The organism is Rhizobium sp. P32RR-XVIII (assembly GCF_012641395.1).
In the GTDB taxonomy this organism is placed as follows: domain Bacteria; phylum Pseudomonadota; class Alphaproteobacteria; order Rhizobiales; family Rhizobiaceae; genus Rhizobium.
In genome coordinates this window covers 36,826-59,483 of sequence record NZ_JABAIH010000007.1, presented here as the reverse complement: position 1 = coordinate 59,483, position 22,658 = coordinate 36,826, and the positions used below count along the sequence as shown (strand labels likewise).

Genomic DNA, 22,658 nt, shown 5'->3' with positions numbered 1-22,658 from the left:
CAGCCGCCATGGAATTCTCCGGCGGCGAGGCTCCAGGGGAGAGTTTGGCATCCGCCGCACCCACTGGTAATTCCCCCGCATTTCCGTCATATACAGCCGATGACAGAGGAATGGTTCCCATGAGCGCAACGGTCGAATTCGCGAAGATGAACGGGCTTGGCAACAAGATCCTGGTCGTCGATATGCGCGGCCGTCCGGACAAGGTGACCCCGGATGCGGCGATTGCACTCAATGCCAATCCGGATACCGCCTTCGACCAGATCATGGCGATCCACGATCCGAAGGCTCAGGGGACCGATGCCTGGATCGATATCGTGAATTCCGACGGATCAAAGGCGCAAGCCTGCGGCAACGGCACGCGTTGCGTGGTGCAGGCGCTCGCCGCTGAAACCGGCAAGAAGGTCTTCACCTTCCAGACCGTCGCCGGCATCCTCAATGCCGTCGAGCATGAGGACGGCACGATCTCCGTCGACATGGGCAAGCCTGTTTTCGACTGGGACAAGATCCCGCTTGCCGAGGAATTCCACGATACAAGCCGCGTCGAGCTGCAGATTGGGCCGATCGACAATCCGGTGCTGCACTCGCCCTCGACGATGTCCATGGGCAACCCGCATGCGATCTTCTGGGTGGACAAGGACGTGATGTCCTTCGATCTCGGCCGGTTCGGCCCGCTGCTCGAGAACCATCCGATGTTTCCGGAGCGCGCCAATATCACTTTGGCGCAGGTTAACTCGCCGGAGTCGATCACCACGCGCACCTGGGAACGCGGCGCCGGCCTGACGCTGGCCTGCGGTTCTGCCGCTTGCGCCACCGCAGTTTCGGCTGCCCGCACCGGCCGTACCGGTCGCAAGGTCGCGATCAAGGTTGCCAGCAGCCCGGGCGGCGGCTCGCTTTCCATCGAATGGCGCGAACGCGACGATCACGTCATCATGACGGGTCCGGCCGAGTGGGAATGGTCGGGGCACGTCGATCCTTCCACCGGCTCATGGTCGCGTGATCAGGCGCAGGGAGCCGAGGCGCGGTGAGCGGCGTCGAGGTGATCACCTTCGGATGCCGTCTCAATACCTACGAATCCGAAGTGATGCGGGCAGAGGCGGAAAAGGCCGGGCTCAACAACGCCATTGTGGTCAATACTTGTGCCGTCACCGGTGAGGCCGTGCGCCAGGCGCGCCAAGCTGTCCGCCGCGCGCGCCGCGAAAATCCGCATGCGCGTATCATCGTCACCGGTTGCGCGGCCCAGACGGAAAAAGAGGCCTTTGCGGGCATGCCGGAGGTGGATGCCGTGCTCGGCAACGAGGAGAAGCTGAAAAGCGCCTCGTATCGCGCGCTACCCGACTTCGGGGTTTCGGCGGAAGAGAAGCTCCGCGTCAACGACATCATGAGCGTCAGGGCGACGGCGCCGCAGATGGTCAAGCATATCGATGGCCATGTGCGCGCCTTCATCCAGGTGCAGAACGGCTGCGATCATCGCTGTACCTTCTGCATCATCCCGTACGGCCGCGGCAATTCCCGTTCGGTGCCCATGGGCGCTGTCGTCGATCAGGCTCGCAATCTCGTCGAAAGCGGTTATCGCGAAATCGTGCTGACCGGCGTGGACGCCACGAGCTATGGTGCCGATCTGCCGGGACAGCCAACTCTGGGTCTGCTTGCGAAGACGCTTCTGACGCAGGTTCCGGAGATCCGCCGCCTCCGGCTCTCGTCCATAGACAGTATCGAGGCCGACAGCCATCTCTTCGCCCTGATTGCCGATGAGCCGCGTTTCATGCCGCATCTGCATCTGTCCTTGCAGCACGGCGACGACATGATCCTGAAGCGCATGAAACGGAGGCATTCTCGCGCCGATGCGCTGGCGTTTGTCGATCAGGTCCGCCGTCTGCGGCCCGACATCAGCCTTGGGGCCGATATGATTGCCGGTTTCCCGACGGAGACAGAGGAAATGTTTGCCAATGCCGCCCGGCTGGCGGAAGAGGCCCGTATCGCGCATCTGCACGTCTTCCCCTATAGTCCGCGACCGGGAACACCCGCCGCGCGCATGCCGCAGCTCGATCGCGGGCTGATAAAGGACCGCGCCGCGCGTCTGCGGGCCACTGGACATCGGCTACATCAGTCCCATCTGGATCAGATGGTCGGAACGCGGCAATGGCTGCTGGTGGAAAATAACGGGCTGGCGCATACCGAAAACTTCACGCTTGTCGCAGCCCCAGGTCTTCGCCCGCGTTCGTTCGTAGAGGCAAATATCACCGGCCACAATGGCAAGCACCTCGACATGCAATTGACGGCCGCCCACGCGGCCTGACTTTTACGGAATTCTCATGGCGCTCAGTTTCATCAAAAAGGTCTTCACCTTCGGCAAGGAAAAGCCGGTGGAAGAGCAGGTGCCGGAGACCGTAGAGACGAAAGCTCTCGACGCCGAACTGGAGCCGCATTCGCGCGAGGAGAACCTGCCGCTCGCGAACGATCCCGTATTGGCGGAGGAGATGGATACGGCGGGTGGGCCGACCGGCGATCTGGGCGACAACGCCTCCGTGGAGGAGCTCGCCGAGAAGGCCGACGCGCTCGCACCGGAAGAGGACGATGTTTCCGAGGTCCTTCCGCCCGAGGTGCAGGCGGGCGATATGGGCCTTGTGCCGCTGTCTCTCCTTGAGGCGGAGGCGGAGGCCGAAGTCGTTGCGGCCGAGGATTCCCCCCCTACCTTGCCGGGCATCCCCCCCACGGGTGGGGAGACTGAGGCGCGGGATGCTCCCCACCAGGCGACTGAGGTCGAGGGTGAGCCGACCGCCGCCGACGTTGAAAGAGATGACACGACCGCTACGCAGGAAACTGCGGATTACGGGCAAGACGCTGCCACGAGTCTCGCCCCACTTGTGGGGGGGATGCCCGGCAGGGTAGGGGGGGAGATCCCGGAAAGTGACGTTTCGGCCGAAACTCCTTTGGAGCCGCCATCCCCGCCGTTGGCGCCTATCCTCCCGAGAGGCTTTGCCACCGGCTCGGCCGCGCCGGAACCGGCGCCGCTTGTTCCGCAGCCGAAGCTCAGCTGGTTCCAGCGCCTGCGCGCCGGTCTCGCGCGCACCTCCTCACAGCTTACCGGTCAGATTTCGGCGCTTTTCACCAAGCGCAAGCTGGACGACGATACGCTGCAGGACCTCGAAGACCTGTTGATCCAGGCCGATCTCGGTGTCGAGACTGCCATGCGCGTCACCGATACGCTGGCTTCCGAGCGTTACGGCAAGGATGTCACCGGCGAGGATGTGAGCCGCATCATGGCGTCGGAAATCGCCAAGGTGCTGAAGCCGGTTGCAAAGCCGTTGCAGCTCGATCTCAGCCACAAGCCGCATGTCATTCTCGTCGTCGGCGTCAACGGCACCGGCAAGACGACGACGATCGGCAAGCTCGCGGCGAAGCTGTCGGGTGCCGGCTTGAAAGTCATGGTGGCGGCGGGCGACACTTTCCGCGCGGCGGCGATCGAGCAGCTGAAGATCTGGGCTGACCGCACCAAGTCGGAATTCATCGGTACCAAGCTCGGCGCCGATGCGGCAGGGCTTGCCTATGACGCCTTCGAACAGGCGAAGGCCAAGAAATGCGATGTGCTGATCATCGATACCGCCGGCCGGCTGCAAAACAAGGCGGAGCTGATGGCCGAGCTCGAAAAGATCGTGCGCGTGCTCGGCAGGCTCGATCCCGATGCGCCGCACACCGTGCTGCAGACGCTGGATGCGACCACCGGCCAGAACGCCCTGAATCAGGTCGAGATCTTCCGCAACGTTGCCGGCGTCAACGGCCTCATCATGACCAAGCTCGACGGTACGGCGCGGGGCGGCATCCTCGTCGCGATCTCCGCCAAGCACAAGCTGCCGGTCTATTTCATCGGCGTCGGCGAAGGGGTGGACGATCTGGAGCCCTTCGAAGCCGAGGATTTCGCCCATGCCATTGCCGGTCTTGGGCAATGATGCCACAGATAAGCCGATAACAGCGCGCAAGCCGCGCGAATGACGAACAGGTTTGACGAACGCATGACCACCGAAAGCGATGTTACGCCCAGCGCTGCCGACCGCCACCATCCGATGCTGAAGATGGCTCTGGAACTCGGCCCGCTGTTGATTTTCTTCTTCGCCAACCTGCGTGGCGCCTGGCTGGTGGAGAAATTCCCGGCGTTGGCCGAGCTCGGCGGCCCGCTCTTCGTGGCGACCGGTCTTTTCATGGCGGCGACGATCGTCTCGCTCGTCGTCTCCAAGTTCATCCTTGGGCATCTGCCGGTCATGCCCTTCGTGTCGGGCATCGTCGTTCTGGTCTTCGGTTCGCTATCGATCTATCTCCAGAACGAGACCTTTATCAAAATGAAGCCGACGATCGTCAATACGCTGTTCGGCGTGGCGCTCTTGGGCGGGCTTGCCTTCGGCAAGTCGCTGCTCGGCTATGTCTTTAACGCCGCTTTCCAGCTCGATGCCGAAGGTTGGCGGAAGCTTACGGTCCGCTGGGGCATCTTTTTCCTGTTCCTCGCGGTGCTCAACGAAGTCGTCTGGCGCAATTTTTCGGATGATTTCTGGATCGCCTTCAAGGTCTGGGGGACGATGCCGATCACCATCATCTTCACCATGGCGCAGATGCCGCTCATCCTGAAGCATACCATTACGCCTGCAGGAGAGACCGAGAAGTGACGGTAGCCGGCGCGGCGGAAAGATCGAGACGTCAGAATTTCTGGTTCGCCGCCTGCGTGGCGGTCTTGGTCATCCAGATCGCCGCCGAATATCTGATGGGCCGCACGCCGATCTGCACCTGCGGTTACGTCAAGCTCTGGGAGGGCGTCGTCAAATCGAGCGGCAATTCCCAGCACCTCTCGGACTGGTACACGCCGTCGCACATCATCCACGGTTTCCTGTTCTATGGGCTGACGCATCTTCTGCTGCGCGGCAAGCCGATCGCAATGCGACTGCTTTTGGCGCTCGTCATCGAATCCGGCTGGGAGCTGCTCGAAAACTCGCCGATTATTATCGACCGCTACCGTACGGCGACGATCTCGCTCGACTATTACGGCGACAGCATCCTGAACTCCGCGATGGACACCGTCTTTATGGTCGTCGGCTTCTTCTTCGCCGCACGCGCTCCGGTCGCGCTGACGGTTGCGATCGCGATTTTCTTCGAGATCTTCACGGGCTACATGATCCGCGACAACCTGACGCTCAACGTGCTGATGTTGATCTGGCCGGTCGAGGCGATCAAGACTTGGCAAGGGGCGCTTTAAGAAAGCGGCTTCCCAAGCGCTTTCTCCATCGCTGGAAAAAGCCCTTCCTTCAGGCTGATATCGTCGAAGGGGCCGACGCGCTTGTAGAGGATCGTGCCGTCGGGCGCGACCAGATAACTCTCCGGGATACCATAGACGCCCCAGTCGATTGCCGCCTTGCCGTTCGGATCGATGCCGATTGCGGCATAGGGATTGCCGAGCTCGCCGAGGAAGCGGAGGGCGTTGTCGTTCTTATCCTTGTAATTGATCGCCACAATGTTGAGCCGGCTATCCTTTGCCAGCTCCTTGAGGATCGCGTGTTCTTCGCGGCAAGGAATGCACCAGGACGCAAAGACATTGACGAGCGTCAGCTTGCCCTTGATGGCGGCATCGGTCAGCGGCGGTAGGTTGGACCCTTCAAGCGGGGGAAGGTTCAGCGCCGGAGCCTTTGTGCCGATCAAAGCCGAAGGAATGTCCGCAATGTTCTTGCCGTGGAAATCCTGATCGTAGAGCATCTTCGCCGCCGTAGCGGCAATGCCGCCGAAAACGACAAGCGGGATCAGCGCCAGGACGTAGCGGCTGAAGGGACGCGGTTTCGGCCGATCTGCTTCCGGCATGCTCATGTATTATCCTTAGGGCGGGCCGAGCGCCGCCGGATGCCCGAAGCTTCAAGCGCTGCCAATTCCTTCTGCCGCGAACGCCCGTCGGCCCAGACCCAGAGTGTCACGACGATCGTGATGAAGGCTGCGAATGCATAGGCACTGTAAACGTAGAAGGCGTGGGTCATCGGCTATTCCTCGCGGCCTGCCATCCGGGCGGCAAGGCGGCGTTGGGCTGCCACGCGGCGGCGCCAGATCTCGTTGCGCATCGCCATGATGTGCAGCGTGAAGAAGAGCAGCGTAAAGCCGATCGCCATCGTAAAGAGCGGGCGCAGAAATTCCGGGTCGATCGCCGGGCCGTCGAGGCGCATCACGCTCGCCGACTGGTGCAGCGTATTCCACCAGTCGACGGAAAACTTGATGATCGGGATATTGACGAAGCCGACGAGGATGAGAACCGCCGTAACACGCGCGGCCCTGGACGGATCGTCGATGGCCCGGGTCAACGCGATAAGGCCGAGATACATCAGGAAGAGAATGAAAACGGATGTCAGCCGAGCATCCCAGACCCACCAGGTGCCCCACATCGGCTTGCCCCAGAGCGAGCCGGTGACGAGCGCCAGCAGCGTAAAGGCCGCGCCAAGCGGCGCGGCAGCCTTTGCCGAAACATCGGCGAGCGGATGGCGCCAGACGAGGGTGCCGATCGCCGAAATGCTCATGACAGTGTAGCACATCATCGCAAGCCAGGCCGATGGCACATGGATGTACATGATGCGGACGGTTTCGCCCTGCTGGTAATCGCCTTCGGTGGAGAAGCTGAGATAAAGGCCCGCGATCAGACAGAGCGCGGTGGCTCCCGCCATCCACGGGATGATGCGCTGCGCCAGAGCCAGAAATCGCGTCGGGTTCGCAAGGTCGCTGAATTTGCTGATGACAAGGCTCGTTTCGCTCATGAACGGTTCTTTACCTTGAACGGCGTGCTGCCGCAATTGATCGTGACAACGGGCTCGATCAATCCGATGTGTTTCGCAGTGCAAGCGCCGCGCCTGCCGGGCCAATGACAGCAAAGAACAGCGTCAATGCGATGAGAATAAGGAAGGGCGGCAGGAAAGGTGCTGGATCCTCGACGGCGGCATAAGTGGCGCTGACGCCGAAGATCAGCACCGGGATCGTCAGGGGCAGAACGAGGATCGAGACCAGCAGCCCGCCCCGGGGGAGCGCGACGGCAACCCCTGCGCCGACGGCGCCGATAAAGGTAAGGGCGGGCGAGCCGACCAGCAGCGTCAACATCGTCGCGCCGATTGCAACCTCACTCATGTTCATGAAGAGCCCAAGCAGCGGCGAGGCGATCACCAGCGGAAGGCTGGTCGCCGCCCAATGGGCGAAGCATTTGACGAGGACGGTCAGCACCAGCGGCGTTTCCTGCATCAGCATCAGATCCAGCGAGCCGTCGTCGCGGTCGGCCTGAAAAAGCCGGTCGAGACCGAGAAGAGCCGAAAGCAGGGCGCCGATCCAGACGATGGCGGGACCGATCCGCGAAAGCAGGTTCAAGTCCGGTCCGACGCCAACCGGAATGATGGCGGCAACCGTCAGGAAGAACAATACCCCGATCAACGCGCCGCCGCCGGCGCGGATCGAAAGTTTTAGATCGCGGAAGAAGAGGGCGGTCATTGTGGCGAGCCCTGATGAAGTTGAGATGAAGACCCCTCCCCAACCCCTCCCCACAAGGGGGAGGGGCTCAACTTGCCACCCCTGTCACGGGTTATAGAGTGCGTTGTCGTATAGGAAGAGCAGAGGCGTCGCGAGGAGCCCCTCCCCCTTGTGGGGAGGGGTTGGGGAGGGGTCTTTGCCAAGTACGCATTCATCATCCCCAAACTCCCTGCGATACACCCGCAAAACCAGTCATCCGCAACTCTCGCGCATTTTCCAGTCCGAGCGGCTGGTGCGTCGCTGCTAGAACGATTCCGCCCTTTTTCTGGTGTTGTCCGATCAGCTCTGCAAACAACCGGTCGGCGCTGGCGTCGAGTGCGGCGGTTGGCTCGTCGAGAATCCAGACCGGACGATAGGAGACGAGCAGTTTCGCAAAGGCAAACCGGCGTTGCTGCCCGGCGGAGAGATAGCCGAAGGGAAGATGCGTAATGCCTCCGAGGCCGACGGCCTCGGCTGCGTCTTCGATCGACAGGTCCGAAGAGCCGAGCACGTCACCGAGAAAGCTTTGCCAGAAGGCCAGATTTTCCGAAACAGTGAGCTCGCTTTTCATCGCATTTCGGTGGCCGAGATAATGGCTCACTTCGCGCGCGCGGCGCTCCCCCGAGCCGTGCGAATCAGTGAAGCGGACGCTGCCTTTTTCGGGGCGGAGCAGACCGGCGATGACGCGCAGTAAAGTGGACTTTCCCGATCCATTTTTACCAGTCAAAACCAGAGCTTCGCCTGCTTCCAGGCGAAAGGAAATGCCTTCGAAAATCAGGTCTTCGCCCCGCCTGGCAGCGAGGTTGACGGCGTCGAGATGCATAGGCGTTCCGTTCAAAAATATTTTAATCACCGCGACGCAAAAAATATCCAAATGGGCCAAACCCGGTCTGGCACCTTCCGGAGAAATTATCTATAAGACCGCAACCACGCCAGCGGTCGGCGTGAATATCATCCTTGCGCCGAACATGGAATATTTCTTCCACGTGCGGACAGCGGAAATGGCCGTACCCGCATCCTGATGTGCATCAAGTGCATAGGCGTTCGCACGACTGTGTTGGCTATCAGAAACGGGGTCTCTCGTGTCTAAATCTCTTGACAGTTTCAACTGCCGGTCCACGCTTTCCGTGAACGGGAAGGATTATGTCTATTACAGCCTCCCCAAGGCTGAGGCGAACGGTCTGCCTGGCGTGTCGAAACTTCCTTACTCGATGAAAGTTCTTCTCGAGAATCTGCTGCGCTTCGAAGACGGCCAGTCCGTCACCAAAGAGCACATCCTGGCCGTTGCCGAATGGCTGAACAACAAGGGTACCGTTGAGAACGAAATCGCCTATCGTCCGGCGCGCGTTCTGATGCAGGACTTTACCGGTGTTCCAGCCGTCGTCGACCTCGCCGCCATGCGCGACGCGATGGTGTCTCTCGGTGGCGACCCGGAAAAGATCAACCCGCTTGTTCCGGTCGACCTCGTCATCGACCACTCGGTCATCGTCGATGAATTCGGCACGCCGCAGGCCTTCGCCAAGAACGTCGAGCTCGAATACCAGCGCAACGGCGAACGCTACCGCTTCCTGAAGTGGGGCCAGCAGGCATTCAAGAACTTCCGCGTCGTCCCTCCGGGCACCGGCATCTGTCACCAGGTCAACCTCGAATACCTCGGCCAGACCGTCTGGACGAAGGAAGAGGATGGCGAAACGATTGCTTATCCGGATACCTGCGTCGGCACCGATTCGCACACGACGATGATCAACGGCCTCGGCGTTCTCGGCTGGGGTGTTGGTGGTATCGAAGCTGAAGCCGCCATGCTCGGCCAGCCGGTGTCGATGCTGTTGCCTGAGGTCATCGGCTTCAAGCTGACCGGCAAGCTGAAGGAAGGCGTCACCGCAACCGACCTCGTTCTGACCGTCGTTCAGATGCTGCGCAAGAAGGGCGTCGTTTCCAAGTTCGTGGAATTCTTCGGCCCGGGCATGGACAACATGCCGCTCGCCGACCGCGCGACCATCGGCAACATGGGTCCGGAATACGGCGCCACCTGCGGCTTCTTCCCGGTCGACAGTGAGACCGTCAACTATCTGAACATGTCGGGCCGCTCCAAGGATCGCATCGCGCTCGTCGAAGCCTATTCCAAGGCGCAAGGCATGTGGCGCGACGGCGACGGCTCGGACCTCGTCTTCACCGACACCCTGGAACTCGACCTCGGCGACGTCGTTCCGTCGATGGCCGGCCCCAAGCGTCCGGAAGGCCGTATCGCTCTCGAGAACATCGCCTCCGGTTTCGCGACCTCGATGGATGCCGACTATAAGAAGCCGGGCCAGCTTTCCAACCGCTATGCGGTCGAAGGCACCGATTTCGACCTCGGTCACGGCGACGTCGCGATTGCCGCCATCACCTCCTGCACCAACACCTCCAACCCGTCGGTGCTGATCGCTGCCGGCCTTCTCGCCCGCAACGCCGTTGCTAAGGGCCTGAAGACCAAGCCGTGGGTCAAGACCTCGCTGGCGCCGGGATCGCAGGTCGTCGGTGAATACCTTGCCAAGTCCGGCCTGCAGGCCGACCTCGACATGCTCGGCTTCAACCTCGTCGGCTTCGGCTGCACCACCTGCATCGGCAACTCCGGCCCGCTGCCGCCACCGATCTCCAAGACGATCAACGACAAGGGCCTGATCGTTTCCGGCGTGCTCTCCGGCAACCGCAACTTCGAAGGCCGCATCTCGCCGGACGTTCAGGCGAACTACCTGGCATCCCCGCCGCTCGTCGTCGCCTACGCGCTCGCCGGTACGGTCCAGAAGGATCTGACCAAGGAGCCGCTCGGCGAAGACAAGGACGGCAAGCCGGTCTACCTCAAGGACATCTGGCCGACTTCCGCGGAAGTTCAGGAATTCATCCTGAAGTACGTGACCCGCGAGCTCTACGAAACGAAATACGCGGACGTCTTCAAGGGCGATGCCAACTGGCAGGCCGTCGATATTCCGGCCGGCAAGACCTATGCCTGGGACGACAAGTCGACCTACGTGCAGAACCCGCCGTACTTCGTCGGTATGGGCAAGAAGGGCTCCGGCACTTCGGACATCAAGGGCGCTCGCGTTCTCGGCCTATTCGGCGACAAGATCACGACCGACCACATTTCTCCGGCCGGTTCGATCAAGGCGGCGTCTCCGGCAGGCTCCTACCTCATCGGCAACGGCGTCGGCGTTGCGGACTTCAACCAGTACGGCACGCGCCGCGGCAACCACGAAGTCATGATGCGCGGCACCTTCGCCAACATCCGTATCCGGAACCACATGCTGGGGCCGAACGGCAAGGAAGGCGGCTACACCATCCACTATCCGTCGAAGGAAGAGGAATCGATCTACGACGCTGCCATGAAGTACAAGGCAGAGGGTGTTCCGCTGGTGATCTTCGCTGGTGTCGAGTACGGCAACGGCTCATCGCGCGATTGGGCGGCGAAGGGCACGAACCTTCTCGGCGTCAAGGCCGTCATCGCCCAGTCGTTCGAGCGCATCCACCGCTCGAACCTGGTCGGCATGGGTGTCATCCCCTTCGTCTTCGAAGACGGCACGACCTGGCAGAGCCTCAACCTCAAGGGTGACGAAATCGTCACCATCGAGGGCCTGGAGAACATCAAGCCGCGCGAGAAGAAGATCGCCAAGATCACCTATAGTGACGGTACGGTGAAGGACGTTCCGCTGCTGTCGCGCGTCGATACGCTTGATGAGGTCGTCTACCTCAACAACGGCGGTATCCTGCAGACCGTTCTGCGCGACCTCGCTGCCTAATTATTAAGGCGCATTGCAGATAGTGGCCGCCGGAGAGGGCTCTCCGGCGGCTTTTTCTTTGTGGCAAGGAGGTTCACGCCGTTGTGTCCCGGCTGTGGGAGCGGCGGGGGATGTCTCACCCCTTCGTGACTTTTCGTTTGTAGCCGGAAAGACTATTCGTACGGTGATAAGACAGAACCTGCGCCTCGAATTGGCTGCCGGGCTCTGAAGAAGGGGTGCAGGTGAATGTCCGCGCGTTTTTTGATTTCGCTGGTTGCCAGCGTGGTGCTCGCCACGCCGCTTTATGCACAGGACGGCAAGCCGAAAGGCGTGATTGAGCTGTTTACATCCCAGGGATGTTCTTCCTGCCCTCCCGCCGATGCCGTGTTCCGCAAACTTATAGGCCAGGACAACGTGATCGCGCTCGCCTATCATGTGGACTACTGGAATTATCTCGGCTGGACGGACACGCTGAGCTCCAAGCAAAACACCGACCGCCAATACGGTTACGCGCGAATGCTGGGACGCAGCAACGTCTATACGCCGCAGGTGATAGTGAACGGCCGCGACCATCTGGCGGGGGCGGATCTCTCTGCCATAAACAATAAGATCGATACCTTTTCAACGGAAGGCAAAGGCCTGACGGTGCCGGTCGAGGCGCAGATGCGCGGCGACCAACTGGAGATCAAAGTCGGCGCAGGCGAGGGTAAGGCCAACGTGGTCCTCGTCTATTTCGACAAGGAAAAGACGATCGACGTCGAAAAAGGCGAAAACAGCGGCCAGAAGATCTCCTATCTCCACAGTGTCAGCGATATCGAAACCGTGGGAATGTGGAACGGCAAGGCGACGAGCATGACGCTGCCTGCAACGGTCATGGAGAAGGCGGGACTGGAAGGTTGCGCGATCCTGCTTCAGTCCGCAACGGCGGACGGCGATCCAGCCGCGATTCTTGGCGCGACAGTCATCATGGCAGGCAAGAATATCTGATTGTTTTCTTCTGCTCGGAAGCGGTTGAAAACAGGGCGGCCCGGCTGGTCGTATTCGGGGCTGGGGTTAAGGTCGATACGCTCAGCCGGGCCTTTTGGCGCTGGCGCCAAATCAATTGAGTGAACTTCTCCCGGAAATGAGGCGCTGTTTTGACTGAAATACGGCGTTCGGGAGATTGCACAGCATATGTTGAATGTGATGGGGCTCCACACTTGCAATTTGAGATGGCTCGGGCAAACTGTCGTCTCCCTGTCACAACCGGAGGCCTGGGAGACTGATGGCAGATCAGCCGGATTTGCGGCATGGCGACGCCCATGCCGCCGATAACAGGGTCGTCGTCGATCTAAGGGAATACAGGCAGAGCAAAGACCCGTTGCCGGTGACTTTTAATCGTCGGGAGCTGGATGCCATTTTGTGGATTTACGGAAGAATGGTCGGCGAGGGCGAGTGGAAAGACTACGCGATCGACCATTTGAAGGAAAAAGCCGTCTTTGCCGTCTTCAAGCGTTCAGGCGAGATGCCGCTTTTCCGAATCGAAAAAGACCCGAAGCTTGCCGCCAAGCAGGGTGCCTATTCGGTGATCAACACGAACGGTATGATCCTGAAGCGCGGCCATGACCTGCAGCAGGTCCTGAAGGTCTTCGACAAGGTGCTCAAACTCGTCGAGAAGTGACCGTATCAACCTTTGAACAACGCTCCTGGGTAGACTGACGGATCGGGATCACTGTCTTTGCCATCGCCGAGCGGCAGCTGCATGATCATCGTATCCAGCCAGCGGCCATGTTTGTACCCGGTGCCCTCCAGCAATCCCTTGTCTTCAAAGCCCAATGCGCGATGGAGCGCGATCGAAGCAGGGTGGGCGCCGCCAATGACCGCGATCATCTGGCGGAAGCCGAGTCCGGTGCAGCGTGAGATCAGTTCGCTGAGCAATGCCCTGCCGATGCCGATGCCACGGGCGGCAGGAGCGAGATAGATCGAATCCTCCACCATCCAGCGATAGGCTGGCCGGGTCCGGAAGGCTGAAGCGTAGGCATAGCCGAGCAGCGCTCCGCCCTCGTCGATTGCCGCGATATAGGGGTATCCAAGGCCGGTATTGGCGAGGAAACGGGATGCCATCTCATCTTCCGAGGGCGGCGTGATCTCGTAGCTCGCGACACCATGGAGGACGGAGTCGCGATAGATTTCGGTGATTGCGGGAAGGTCGGAAGATGTCGCGTCACGAAGGGAGAAGGGCATTGCGTCGACCGGTGATTGAGAGGCGCTCCTAGAAACCATTCCACCGATCGAGCCGCAACAAAAAAAGGCGGCTAAAGCCGCCTTTTCCGATATGTCATTGCCTCTTACTTGCGGTCGCCCATGAACTGCAGGAGGAACATGAAGAGGTTGAGGAAGTCGAGGTAGAGCGTCAGCGCGCCGATAATCGCCTTGCGGCCGGCAACGGCAGCGCCGTCGGCTTCGTAGTACATTTCCTTGATCCGCTGCGTATCATAGGCGGTAAGGCCTGCGAAAATCAGAACGCCGATCACGGAGATCGCAAACTGCATCGCGGAGGAGGCCAGGAAGATGTTCACGATCGACGCGATGATCAGACCGAAGAGACCCATGATCAGGAACGAGCCCATCGCCGACAGGTCACGCTTGGTCGTGTACCCATAGAGCGACAGCGCGCCGAAGGAAGCGGCGGTCACGAAGAAGGTCTGCGTGATGCTCGACTGGGTATAGACCAGGAAGATCGACGACAGAGACAGACCGACCAGTGCGGCGTAGACCCAGAAGGTCGTCTGCGCGGCGCCCACGCTCATGCTGTTAATGCGGAAGCTCAGGAAGAAGACGACCGCAAGAGGCGCAAGGATCACGACCCAGCGCAGGGGAGACTGGAACAGGAGCACGCCGAACTGCGTGAGCTGGTTGTCCTGAACAGCAAAGTTGAATCCGAGATAAGCGGCCACACCCGTGATCGCCAGACCCAGCGCCATCAGGTTGTAGACCTTGAGCATATAAGAGCGCAGGCCCTGGTCGATCATCTCGCCAGTTTGCACTCGGCTTTGGTAGTTATTACGAAGGTCAGCCATAGTTTCCTCTTAAAAGCTCCGATGGAATACGGTGTCGGGCTGTACCGCCCAGGCGCCGCTGCGGAGCTCCAGCTTGCCTGGCTACAATATGAGCCTTTCGCGCTTTCCAAACAAGTGTCTTGCAACCCCGGATCGGGTTAAATCAGCGTAACGTGAAGGGATTTCGTCAATCGTCTGTTTCAGAGTTCGCGCAAAACGGGTGCCGCCTTCTGACCGAGAATTCGCCAGGTGCCGATCAGCCCTATGCCGACGGTCAGGACCAGCGCGGTCACCAGCGTGAGGACGGCAACATCCGGCAGGAAGGTCGAAGGCATGTGCATGATGCGGCTGACGATGAACCAGGCAGCGATTCCCCCGGCAATCAACGCGAAAACGGCGGTTGCCATGCCGAGGATGAGATATTCATAGCTGAAGGCGCGAATGAGCATTGCCCGCGTCGCGCCGAGCGTCTTCAGGACGACCGCATCATGTGTCCGTGCCCGGTTGCCGGCGGCAAGCGCGCCGGCAAGCACGAGAATGGAGGAGATGAGCGCAACGGAGGCCGCCGCGCGGATTGCAGTCGCAAGCTGGGCGACGAGCGTATTGACGATGTCGATCGCATCCTTGACGCGTACCGTCGTAATCGTCGGGTAGGTATTGGTGACGGACTTGAGGATTGCCGCTTCTTCGGCAGAAGTCGCCGAGGGGTCGGTGAGCGTCGCCAGCCACGCATGGGGAGCGCCGCGGAACGTATTCGGCGAGAACACCATGACAAAATTCATCGAAAGGGATTCCCAATCGACTTTCCGAAGATTTGCAATCTTCGCCGTGAGACTGCGCCCCAATACGTTGACGGTGACGGTATCCCCAATCTTTAAGCCAAGTTCCTTGGCTTCCTCCGAGGAAAATGAGACGAGCGGCTCACCGCTGTAATCCTTGGGCCACCAATTCCCCTCTGTGAGCAAAGCGTTCTCCGGTATGGACTCGGAATAGGTGATGCCGCGGTCGCCGCGCAGCACCCACTGGCCGCCCGGCGGCACCTGTATCTTGGCCACGTCCCTGCCGTTCAACGCCAGAATACGGCCGCGCATCATCGGAACTTCGACGAGCTTGCCTTCCGGCGCCTGCCTGCCAACCAGATTGCGGAAGTTCTCGACCTCGGAACCTTGAATGTCGACGAAGAAGAAGTTTGGCGCGCCTTCCGCCATGCGTCCGGTCAATTGCCGGCGGAAATTGCCGTCGATGAGCGTCAAGGTAACCAGTAGCGCGAGACCGAGGCCCAGCGAGAGAACGACGGATGGCGTCAACGCTCCGGGGCGATGGATGTTGCCGATCGCCAGTCTCAATGCGGGCGAATTGACGCGCGGGCTGCGCTTGGCGAGCCAGGCGATCAGCGCTGCCACGCCACGCAGGATCACGAAGGCGAAGACGATTGCGCCGACGAAGATCACGGCGATGAACCGGTCGTAGGCGGTGATGATGGCAAGACCGGCCAGCGCTGCCATGAACAGCGCGGCAAGCAGAATATAAGGCCACGAAGGCAGGTGCCGCGCCTCGAAACCCTGTTCGCGGAAGAGCGCCGTAGCGGGCACTTCGCGGGCATGACCGAGCGGCAAGATGGCGAAGGCGAGCATCGTCAGCAAGCCGAAGACCGCAGCAAGCAGCAGCGCGCCCGGATAGAGCGTTGGCTCCGTGGAAACCGGCAGGAATTGCGCGAGGAATTGTGCCGCGAGCATTGGCGACAAGGCGCCAAGCACGAGGCCGATGAGAATGCCGGCGAAGGCGATGATCGCAATCTGGAACAGATAGACAAGCACCACGACGACCGCAGGCGCCCCGAGGCATTTCAAAGTCGCAATCGTCGTGCGTTTGGAATCGAGAAAGGCACGGACGGCGTTGGCGACGCCGACGCCGCCCACGATGAGCGCGGTGAGGCCGACGAGTGTGAGGAATTGGGAGAAGCGGGTAATGTTCTCGGTGAGAGAGGGCGCCGCGCGATCGCTGGTCCGGATCGACCAGCCCGCCGATGGGAATTCCTGGTCGGCGCGTGCGCGGATGCCATTGCGCTCGGCGGTATCGTCGAGCTTGATCTTGTAGACATGCTCGACCAGACTGCCGGTCTGGATGAGCCCCGAGGCAATCAGCGCCTGGCGGCTGACCACCAGTCGTGGTGCGAATCCGAAACCTTCCGAAATTGCATCCGGCTCAGTCTTTACCGTACCGGTGATGTTGAGCGTCGCATTGCCGAGCAGGATCTCATCGCCGACCGAAAGGCCAAGCCGCTCCAGCAGCAAAGGTGCTGCAACGGCGCCATAGGTTCCGTTCTGGTCCGCAAGAAGGGCGGGAAGCGGATAGTTCGGTTCGGCTATGAACTTGCCGTAGAGCGGATAGGCATCATCCACCGCTTTGACCTCGACGAGGGCCTGATCCGAGCCATCGGGTTTTCGCGCCATGGAGCGGAGCCCGGTCGAGACCGCGACCTCGCCAAGGCCCCGGAGGAAATTCATTTCCGGCTGGGTTGCCTCGCGATTGTTCAGCTCGATGCGCACGTCGCCCGCCAGCAGCTCCTGGCCCTGAGATGCGATCGTATCGGTGATCGACTGGGAGACGGAGTTGACTGCAGCGATGGCGCCCGTGCCGAGCGCGATGCAGGCAAGGAAGATGTAAAAGCCCTTGAGGCCGCCGCGAAGCTCGCGAAGGGCGAGTCGAAGGGCCAACAATGCGCGGGGTGTGACGAGCTTCATGCTATGGCCGCTTCGGACCGGCGATCGGCGCTGTCGCCTTCGATCTGGCCGGAACGGACCTTGATTTGCCGTGAGCAGCGGCTGGCAAGCGAGACATCGTGAGTGACGAGCAGCAGAGTCATGCCGCGTTCGGCCTGCTTGGAAAACAGCAGATCGGCGATCTGGCGGCCGGTATCGGTGTCAAGATTGCCGGTCGGTTCGTCGGCTATGAGCAAAGCGGGTGAGGGTGCAAGGGCTCGGGCGATGGCGACACGTTGCTGCTCACCGCCGGACAGCTGTCCGGGATAGTGGTTCAAACGCTCGCCGAGGCCGACGGCTTTCAACTCGCGTTGCGCGATTTCGAAGGGCGTCGGCACGTTCGCCAGCTCGAGCGGAACGGCGACGTTTTCGAGTGCCGTCATATTGGCGATCAGATGGAACGACTGGAAGACGATGCCGACATTTCGGCCGCGAAAGTCTGCGACTTCATCTTCGCTCAGGGCATGCAACGGTGTCCCGTTGACATTGATCTCGCCGCTATCGAGCTTTTCGAGACCTGCAAGCACCATCAGCAACGTGGACTTGCCCGAACCGGACGGTCCGACGATGCCGACGGATTCGCCGGCCGCAACCGAAAGGTCGATGCCTTTCAGTACATGGACGGAGGCTGCGGCACTGCCCAGCGTCAAATCCGCTTGCTTGAGCTCAATGATGGTTTTTGCCAACAGAAAATCGCCCTATATGAACGTCAACGACTTTGCCAATCTAGGGAAGGCAGCATGAGATTTAAAGTTGCCGCGTTTCACATCGCCGTCATTGTTTCGTCGTTGATCTTCGGGACGACAGCCAATGCTTCCACAATCAATCTTGTCGGTTTCGGCGACAGCCTGATGGCAGGCTATCAGCTGCCGCCTGGTGACGGTTTTCCGGAGAAGCTGCAGGTTGCTTTGAAAGAGAAGGGGGTCGATGTTTCGATCGCCAATGCCGGGGTTTCCGGCGACACGACGACCGGCGGGCTGGCGCGCATCGACTGGTCCGTTCCCGATGGCACGAACGGCGTAATCCTAGAGCTCGGGGCCAATGACGCGCTGCGCGGCATTCCGCCGGAGGAGACCGAAAAAAATCTGGATGCGATGATTGCCCGGCTAAAGGAACGCGGGATTGGGGTACTGCTTGTGGGCATGCTGGCGCCGCCGAACATGGGAGCGGACTATGCTGCACGGTTCAATCCGATCTACCAAAAGCTCGCGGAAAAATACCAGGTCCCGCTTTACGCCTTTTTTCTCGATGGTGTCGTGACCGACGCCAGTTTGAAGCTTGAGGACGGAATGCATCCGAACGCCAAGGGCATCGATGTGATGGTTCAGAAGATCGAGCCGGCGGTCACGCAATTCATCGGGACGATTTCTTCTTTGAAGAAATAGGGGCTTGCGCGTCTCCCGAATGCGTGATTCCGTGTGAGCACCTGCAAAAGATTCGGGGAGTGCTCGTTATGCCGAGACTGTTTACCGCCCTCGAAATTCCGCGCAATGCGGCAATGAGCCTTTCCTTGCTGCGCGGTGGTCTCCCTGGTGCAAGATGGATCGATGTGGAGAATTACCACATCACGCTGCGTTTCATCGGCGACGTCGACGGCCGCACCGCGGACGAGGTCGTTGAGCGCCTGGACCGGATCGACCGATCCGAATTCCAGATCCGCCTCGACGGCATCGGCTCCTTTGGCTCGAAGAAGCCGCATTCGGTCTGGGCCGGCGTTTCCTCTTCGCCGGAGATGTACGCCCTTCAGGCTGAGATTGAGCGCATGTGCCAGCGGATCGGCCTGGCCCCGGATCCACGGAAGTTCACGCCGCATGTTACGCTCGCGCGGCTGAAATCTTCGCGTGTTGATGATGTCGTGCATTACCTTTCCGGCCGCGGTAACTTCCAGACGTCATCCTTCACCGTTTCGCGGTTCGTGCTGCTTTCGTCGCGGGAATCGGTCGGCGGCGGGCCTTATCTGACCGAGGAAGTATTCCCGCTGAGCGAGGCCTGGTCCGTGCCAAGCTTACCCACCAGCGCGATGCAGCCGGTCAAGAGCCTCGCATAGACCTGCTCGAAACCGTCCAGGCCACCGTAGTAGGGGTCTTGAATGTCTTCGCCGGTCTGAAGCGCGAACTCGCCGAAAAGCTCGATGTTGCTTGCTTCCGGCGCCATTGCGTGAAGCGCGGCCATATTGCTTCGATCCATTGCAAGGATAAGATCGGCTTCTTCGAAATCCTCGAGACGGATACGGCGTGCACGCTGCCCGGTGATGTCGATGCCGCGGGCCTTTGCGATTGCTATTGAGCGCTTGTCGGGCTGGGCGCCCTGGTGCCAGCCACCGAGCCCCGCTGAATCAATCTTGAGACGATCGGCAAGACGGGCTTGCCTTGCGACATGCGCGAAGATTCCCTCGGCGAGAGGAGAGCGGCAGATATTGCCCATGCAAACAAAGAGAATACTGAAGCGTTTCATGAAGAGACCTGAAGGAAGAGATAGGAGAATGATGCCATGAAACCGGAAAAACTGGAACGGAATGCGATCGAAGCGCAGCTTGCCGGATTGACGGGGTGGTCCCTGGACGAGCAAGCCGCATCGATTTCGAAAACCTTCAATTTCAAGAATTTCGTCGAAGCCTTCGGCTTCATGACGAAGGCTGCGTTCGCGGCGGAAAAGCTTAATCACCATCCGGAATGGTTCAATGTCTATTCCAGGGTCGAGGTAAAGCTGAACACCCATGATGCTGGAGGGCTGTCGGAATTCGACTTCAAGCTGGCCAAGGCGATGGACAAGGCAGCCGGACAGATCGATTGAATCCGATGACACCATCACCATATCTTCGCTTGTACGTGAAGGGAGACCGGAATGGACGATGTGAAGTTCGGTGAGATCCTGCTGCCCGGGGATGAAGATACCCAGAGCCGCCGCGAGAGAGCTGTGCGGAAGAAATTCTGGCCGACCTTTAAGCGGGCGGTGCGGCAGATTCCGTTTTCGCGCGATGTCGTCGCGGGCTTCTATTGCGCACTCGATCCTGAATCGCCGGCGCGCGTCCGCGGTATTCTGCTTGCGGCTTTCGCCTATTTCATCCTGCCTTTCGACGCGATCCCCGACGTTTTTGCGCTCGTCGGCTTTTCGGACGACATTGCCGTGCTCTCAGCAGCTTTGGCGATGGTCAACAGCCATATGAAGCCGAAGCATTACCATGCGGCGGATCGGGCGCTTGCCGACCCGCCGGAAGGCATGAAAACGGTCTGAGGCCGTTCGGTTCTGCGTTGCCTTTGACGCTCAATTCTTCCCCGGGTTTCCAGTGCTTTAATGACCCGGTGCGGTATTTTTGAAAGGTCAAACTCTTGCCCGAATCTTTATGTCTTAAATTTTCTCGAAAGGATGGCATCACGCCATCCGGGCAAACTATCGTTGCGGGGCGAAAACGCGTCGATTGTTGGATGGTCAGGCCAGGAATGGCACAGCTGGGGACGGTTCGCAGCCTCCGTTGACGCTTTAGTAACCTGACTTAAGTCAAAATAGACCACATCGTGACGAAGATGCCGCTCGCTCCGACAGGGCGCTGAATCGCAAGAACCGGCAGGAAATCCATGTTAGTAAAACGTATCGTACCCGCTCTCGCACTCGTTGTTATTACGGCCGGAGCCGCAGGAGCGCAGCAGCAGGCTGCTGCTGCACCTACGCGCATTCAACAATTCCAGGCTTGGGGCGCCTATTCCTACAAGCAAGGCAACGGTAACGTGTGCTACGTGCTTTCGGTGCCGACGACCAAGCAGCCGGCCGGCGTCGACCATGGCGACAACTTCTTCATCGTGTCGCAGCGGCCGGGCCAGAACATCTCCTACGAGCCGCAGGCGATGATGGGCTATACCGTCAAGGAAAACTCGAAGATCAACGTGACGATCGACAACAAGACCTTCGTGATGTTCACCAAGGACAAGGCCGGTTGGGTCGAGAATGCCGCGCAGGAGCCTGCCCTCGTCGCCGCCATGAAGGGCGGCCATTCGATGACGGTAACGGCGGTTTCGCGCAAGGGCACCGGCACGTCCTACAGCTATTCGCTGTCGGGCATCTCGGCCGCGCTGAAGCAGATTGAAAGCTGCAAGTAAGCCGTCTTATTCTCTCTATCAAAGTCAAAGGCCGGCCTTGCGCCGGCCTTTGCCGTTTCCATCTATGGTGACGCGCGGCAAAAATGATGATAAAGCGGCGCGCAACAGCGGAACGAATGCGGCCTTGATCGCAGCTCCGCATTCAACTTTCTGCGAACTGCCGATGCCGCCCGCCAAGTCTTCCGGCTTACCGGGATGCGTCCAGTTTTGATTTCGGGATAAGAGACTATGTCCGTCATGGATGCTATGGCCGTTACCAAGCCGCAGGCGCCCCGTGTGCCGCTGGGCGACGAGAAGCCCTCGCTGATCGGGCTTTCGCGCGAGCAGATGGGCAATGCGCTCCGCGAAAAGGGCGTGGTTGAGAAGCAGATCAAGATGCGCGTCAGCCAGCTGTGGAACTGGATCTATGTGCGCGGCGTCTCCGACTTCGACCACATGACGAATGTCGCCAAGGACATGCGCGAGATGCTGAAGCAGCATTTCACCATCGCCCGCCCCGAGATCGTCGAAGAGCAGGTGTCCAACGACGGCACCCGCAAGTGGCTGCTGCGCTTCCCGGCGCGCGGTGCGGGGCGTCCCGTCGAAATCGAAGCGGTCTATATTCCGGAAGAGGGTCGCGGCACGCTCTGCATTTCGAGCCAGGTCGGCTGCACGCTGACCTGTTCCTTCTGTCACACCGGCACGCAGCGCCTCGTCCGCAACCTGACGGCCGAGGAAATTCTCTCGCAGCTCCTGCTTGCCCGCGACCGGCTTGGCGATTTCCCGGACCGCGAAGCGCCGCAGGGTACGATCATGCCGGCCGAAGGCCGCAAGGTCAGCAACATCGTGATGATGGGCATGGGCGAGCCGCTCTACAATTTCGATGCCGTGAAGCAGGCGCTGTTGATCGCTACCGATGGTGACGGTTTGTCGTTGTCGAAGCGCCGCGTGACGCTCTCGACCTCCGGCGTCGTGCCCGAAATCTTCCGCACTGGCGAGGAGATCGGCGTCATGCTTGCAATCTCCCTGCATGCCGTGCGCGACGACCTGCGCGATATCCTGGTGCCGATCAACAAGAAGTATCCGCTGAAGGAACTGATCGAAGCCTGCCGGAACTATCCGGGGCTTTCGAATGCCCGCCGCATCACCTTCGAATACGTCATGCTGAAGGACATCAACGACAGCCTGGAAGATGCCAAGGGGCTCGTTCAGCTGCTGAAGGGGGTTCCGGCGAAGATCAATCTGATCCCGTTCAATCCATGGCCGGGCACCAACTATCAATGCTCCGACTGGGCGCAGATCGAAAAGTTTGCCGATTTCATCAATTCTGCGGGCTATGCCTCGCCGATCCGCACGCCGCGCGGCCGCGACATCCTCGCCGCTTGCGGGCAGCTGAAATCGGAATCCGAACGGATGCGCAAGACGGAGCGGCTGGCCTTCGAGGCAATGATGATCGCCAATCACGGCGCGGATGACTGATCAGGAAGTTTGATCCTTCCAGCAGTTCTTTGCGGTTGATAAGGCGGT

24 protein-coding genes are annotated in these 22,658 nt (G+C 60.2%); 14 read left to right on the top strand and 10 right to left on the bottom strand.

The window, feature by feature from the left end; translation table 11 throughout:
• Positions 1–119 precede the first annotated feature (119 nt).
• From dapF to HGP14_RS20340, 5 genes are all read left to right on the top strand, one after another.
• Positions 120–1,025: a diaminopimelate epimerase gene (gene dapF, locus HGP14_RS20360; RefSeq protein ID WP_168831705.1), complete on the top strand. Its 906-nt coding sequence runs from the start codon at positions 120–122 to the stop codon at positions 1,023–1,025.
• The gene (gene mtaB / locus HGP14_RS20355; RefSeq protein ID WP_168831704.1) at positions 1,022–2,296 is read left to right on the top strand and encodes a tRNA (N(6)-L-threonylcarbamoyladenosine(37)-C(2))-methylthiotransferase MtaB; all 1,275 of its coding nucleotides are present in this window, start codon (positions 1,022–1,024) and stop codon (positions 2,294–2,296) included. The genes dapF and mtaB overlap by 4 nt, the downstream gene beginning before the upstream one ends.
• Before the next feature lie 16 nt (positions 2,297–2,312).
• On the top strand, positions 2,313–3,947 hold the full coding sequence (ftsY, locus tag HGP14_RS20350) for a signal recognition particle-docking protein FtsY (protein WP_168831703.1): 1,635 nt from the start codon (positions 2,313–2,315) through the stop codon (positions 3,945–3,947).
• 63 nt (positions 3,948–4,010) lie between these two features.
• Positions 4,011–4,655, top strand: a complete 645-nt coding sequence (locus HGP14_RS20345; protein ID WP_168831921.1) for a septation protein A — start codon at positions 4,011–4,013, stop codon at positions 4,653–4,655.
• Positions 4,652–5,239 carry a DUF2585 domain-containing protein gene (locus HGP14_RS20340; RefSeq protein ID WP_168831702.1) on the top strand — a complete coding sequence of 196 codons (588 nt, stop codon included), beginning with the start codon at positions 4,652–4,654 and terminating at the stop codon, positions 5,237–5,239. The genes HGP14_RS20345 and HGP14_RS20340 overlap by 4 nt, the downstream gene beginning before the upstream one ends.
• On the opposite strand, the gene HGP14_RS20335 is transcribed toward HGP14_RS20340, so the two are convergent.
• The 5 genes from HGP14_RS20335 to ccmA form a co-directional block, all read right to left on the bottom strand.
• Positions 5,236–5,841: a DsbE family thiol:disulfide interchange protein gene (locus HGP14_RS20335; RefSeq protein WP_168831701.1), complete on the bottom strand. Its 606-nt coding sequence runs from the start codon at positions 5,839–5,841 to the stop codon at positions 5,236–5,238. The two genes, HGP14_RS20340 and HGP14_RS20335, sit on opposite strands and share 4 nt — an antisense overlap.
• The gene (ccmD, locus tag HGP14_RS20330) at positions 5,838–6,005 is read right to left on the bottom strand and encodes a heme exporter protein CcmD (protein ID WP_168831700.1); all 168 of its coding nucleotides are present in this window, start codon (positions 6,003–6,005) and stop codon (positions 5,838–5,840) included. The genes HGP14_RS20335 and ccmD overlap by 4 nt, the downstream gene beginning before the upstream one ends.
• A gap of 3 nt (positions 6,006–6,008) precedes the next feature.
• The gene (locus HGP14_RS20325; protein WP_168831699.1) at positions 6,009–6,770 is read right to left on the bottom strand and encodes a heme ABC transporter permease; all 762 of its coding nucleotides are present in this window, start codon (positions 6,768–6,770) and stop codon (positions 6,009–6,011) included.
• 58 nt (positions 6,771–6,828) lie between these two features.
• Positions 6,829–7,488: a heme exporter protein CcmB gene (gene ccmB / locus HGP14_RS20320; protein ID WP_168831698.1), complete on the bottom strand. Its 660-nt coding sequence runs from the start codon at positions 7,486–7,488 to the stop codon at positions 6,829–6,831.
• Between the two features lie 193 nt (positions 7,489–7,681).
• On the bottom strand, positions 7,682–8,329 hold the full coding sequence (gene ccmA / locus HGP14_RS20315; RefSeq protein ID WP_168831920.1) for a heme ABC exporter ATP-binding protein CcmA: 648 nt from the start codon (positions 8,327–8,329) through the stop codon (positions 7,682–7,684).
• A gap of 259 nt (positions 8,330–8,588) precedes the next feature.
• On the opposite strand from ccmA, the gene acnA reads away from it, so the two are divergent.
• The 3 genes from acnA (at position 8,589) to HGP14_RS20300 (ending at position 12,918) form a co-directional block, all read left to right on the top strand.
• Positions 8,589–11,279, top strand: a complete 2,691-nt coding sequence (acnA, locus tag HGP14_RS20310) for an aconitate hydratase AcnA (protein ID WP_168831697.1) — start codon at positions 8,589–8,591, stop codon at positions 11,277–11,279.
• Positions 11,280–11,504: 225 nt separating this feature from the next.
• The gene (locus tag HGP14_RS20305) at positions 11,505–12,245 is read left to right on the top strand and encodes a DUF1223 domain-containing protein (protein ID WP_168831696.1); all 741 of its coding nucleotides are present in this window, start codon (positions 11,505–11,507) and stop codon (positions 12,243–12,245) included.
• A 277-nt stretch (positions 12,246–12,522) separates the two neighbouring features.
• The gene (locus tag HGP14_RS20300; RefSeq protein WP_168831695.1) at positions 12,523–12,918 is read left to right on the top strand and encodes a DUF2794 domain-containing protein; all 396 of its coding nucleotides are present in this window, start codon (positions 12,523–12,525) and stop codon (positions 12,916–12,918) included.
• A gap of 5 nt (positions 12,919–12,923) precedes the next feature.
• Here the strand turns inward: HGP14_RS20300 and HGP14_RS20295 are convergent, their stop codons facing one another.
• From HGP14_RS20295 to HGP14_RS20280, 4 genes are all read right to left on the bottom strand, one after another.
• Positions 12,924–13,481 carry a GNAT family N-acetyltransferase gene (locus tag HGP14_RS20295; RefSeq protein WP_168831694.1) on the bottom strand — a complete coding sequence of 186 codons (558 nt, stop codon included), beginning with the start codon at positions 13,479–13,481 and terminating at the stop codon, positions 12,924–12,926.
• Between the two features lie 104 nt (positions 13,482–13,585).
• Positions 13,586–14,317, bottom strand: a complete 732-nt coding sequence (locus tag HGP14_RS20290) for a Bax inhibitor-1/YccA family protein (protein WP_168831693.1) — start codon at positions 14,315–14,317, stop codon at positions 13,586–13,588.
• A 179-nt stretch (positions 14,318–14,496) separates the two neighbouring features.
• Positions 14,497–17,040: an ABC transporter permease gene (locus tag HGP14_RS20285; RefSeq protein WP_168831692.1), complete on the bottom strand. Its 2,544-nt coding sequence runs from the start codon at positions 17,038–17,040 to the stop codon at positions 14,497–14,499.
• Positions 17,037–17,744, bottom strand: a complete 708-nt coding sequence (locus HGP14_RS20280; protein ID WP_168831691.1) for an ABC transporter ATP-binding protein — start codon at positions 17,742–17,744, stop codon at positions 17,037–17,039. The genes HGP14_RS20285 and HGP14_RS20280 overlap by 4 nt, the downstream gene beginning before the upstream one ends.
• Positions 17,745–17,798: 54 nt before the next feature.
• Between HGP14_RS20280 and HGP14_RS20275 the strand changes: the two genes are divergently transcribed.
• Positions 17,799–18,443, top strand: a complete 645-nt coding sequence (locus HGP14_RS20275) for an arylesterase (protein ID WP_168831919.1) — start codon at positions 17,799–17,801, stop codon at positions 18,441–18,443.
• A gap of 68 nt (positions 18,444–18,511) precedes the next feature.
• Positions 18,512–19,105, top strand: coding sequence for an RNA 2',3'-cyclic phosphodiesterase (thpR, locus tag HGP14_RS20270; RefSeq protein ID WP_168831690.1), 594 nt, complete (start codon positions 18,512–18,514; stop codon positions 19,103–19,105).
• Here the strand turns inward: thpR and HGP14_RS20265 are convergent.
• On the bottom strand, positions 19,012–19,512 hold the full coding sequence (locus tag HGP14_RS20265) for a low molecular weight protein-tyrosine-phosphatase (protein ID WP_168831689.1): 501 nt from the start codon (positions 19,510–19,512) through the stop codon (positions 19,012–19,014). The two genes, thpR and HGP14_RS20265, sit on opposite strands and share 94 nt — an antisense overlap.
• A 36-nt stretch (positions 19,513–19,548) precedes the next feature.
• On the opposite strand from HGP14_RS20265, the gene HGP14_RS20260 reads away from it, so the two are divergent.
• The 4 genes from HGP14_RS20260 to rlmN all read left to right on the top strand — a co-directional run bounded on the left by HGP14_RS20260 (position 19,549) and on the right by rlmN (position 22,610).
• Positions 19,549–19,851: a 4a-hydroxytetrahydrobiopterin dehydratase gene (locus tag HGP14_RS20260; RefSeq protein WP_168831688.1), complete on the top strand. Its 303-nt coding sequence runs from the start codon at positions 19,549–19,551 to the stop codon at positions 19,849–19,851.
• Positions 19,852–19,902: 51 nt separating this feature from the next.
• On the top strand, positions 19,903–20,292 hold the full coding sequence (locus tag HGP14_RS20255; RefSeq protein ID WP_168831687.1) for a YkvA family protein: 390 nt from the start codon (positions 19,903–19,905) through the stop codon (positions 20,290–20,292).
• A 341-nt stretch (positions 20,293–20,633) separates the two neighbouring features.
• Positions 20,634–21,152 carry an invasion associated locus B family protein gene (locus tag HGP14_RS20250; protein WP_168831686.1) on the top strand — a complete coding sequence of 173 codons (519 nt, stop codon included), beginning with the start codon at positions 20,634–20,636 and terminating at the stop codon, positions 21,150–21,152.
• Between the two features lie 228 nt (positions 21,153–21,380).
• Entirely contained in the window at positions 21,381–22,610 is a 1,230-nt protein-coding gene (rlmN, locus tag HGP14_RS20245) for a 23S rRNA (adenine(2503)-C(2))-methyltransferase RlmN (RefSeq protein ID WP_168831685.1), read from the top strand.
• Positions 22,611–22,658: the final 48 nt, after the last annotated feature.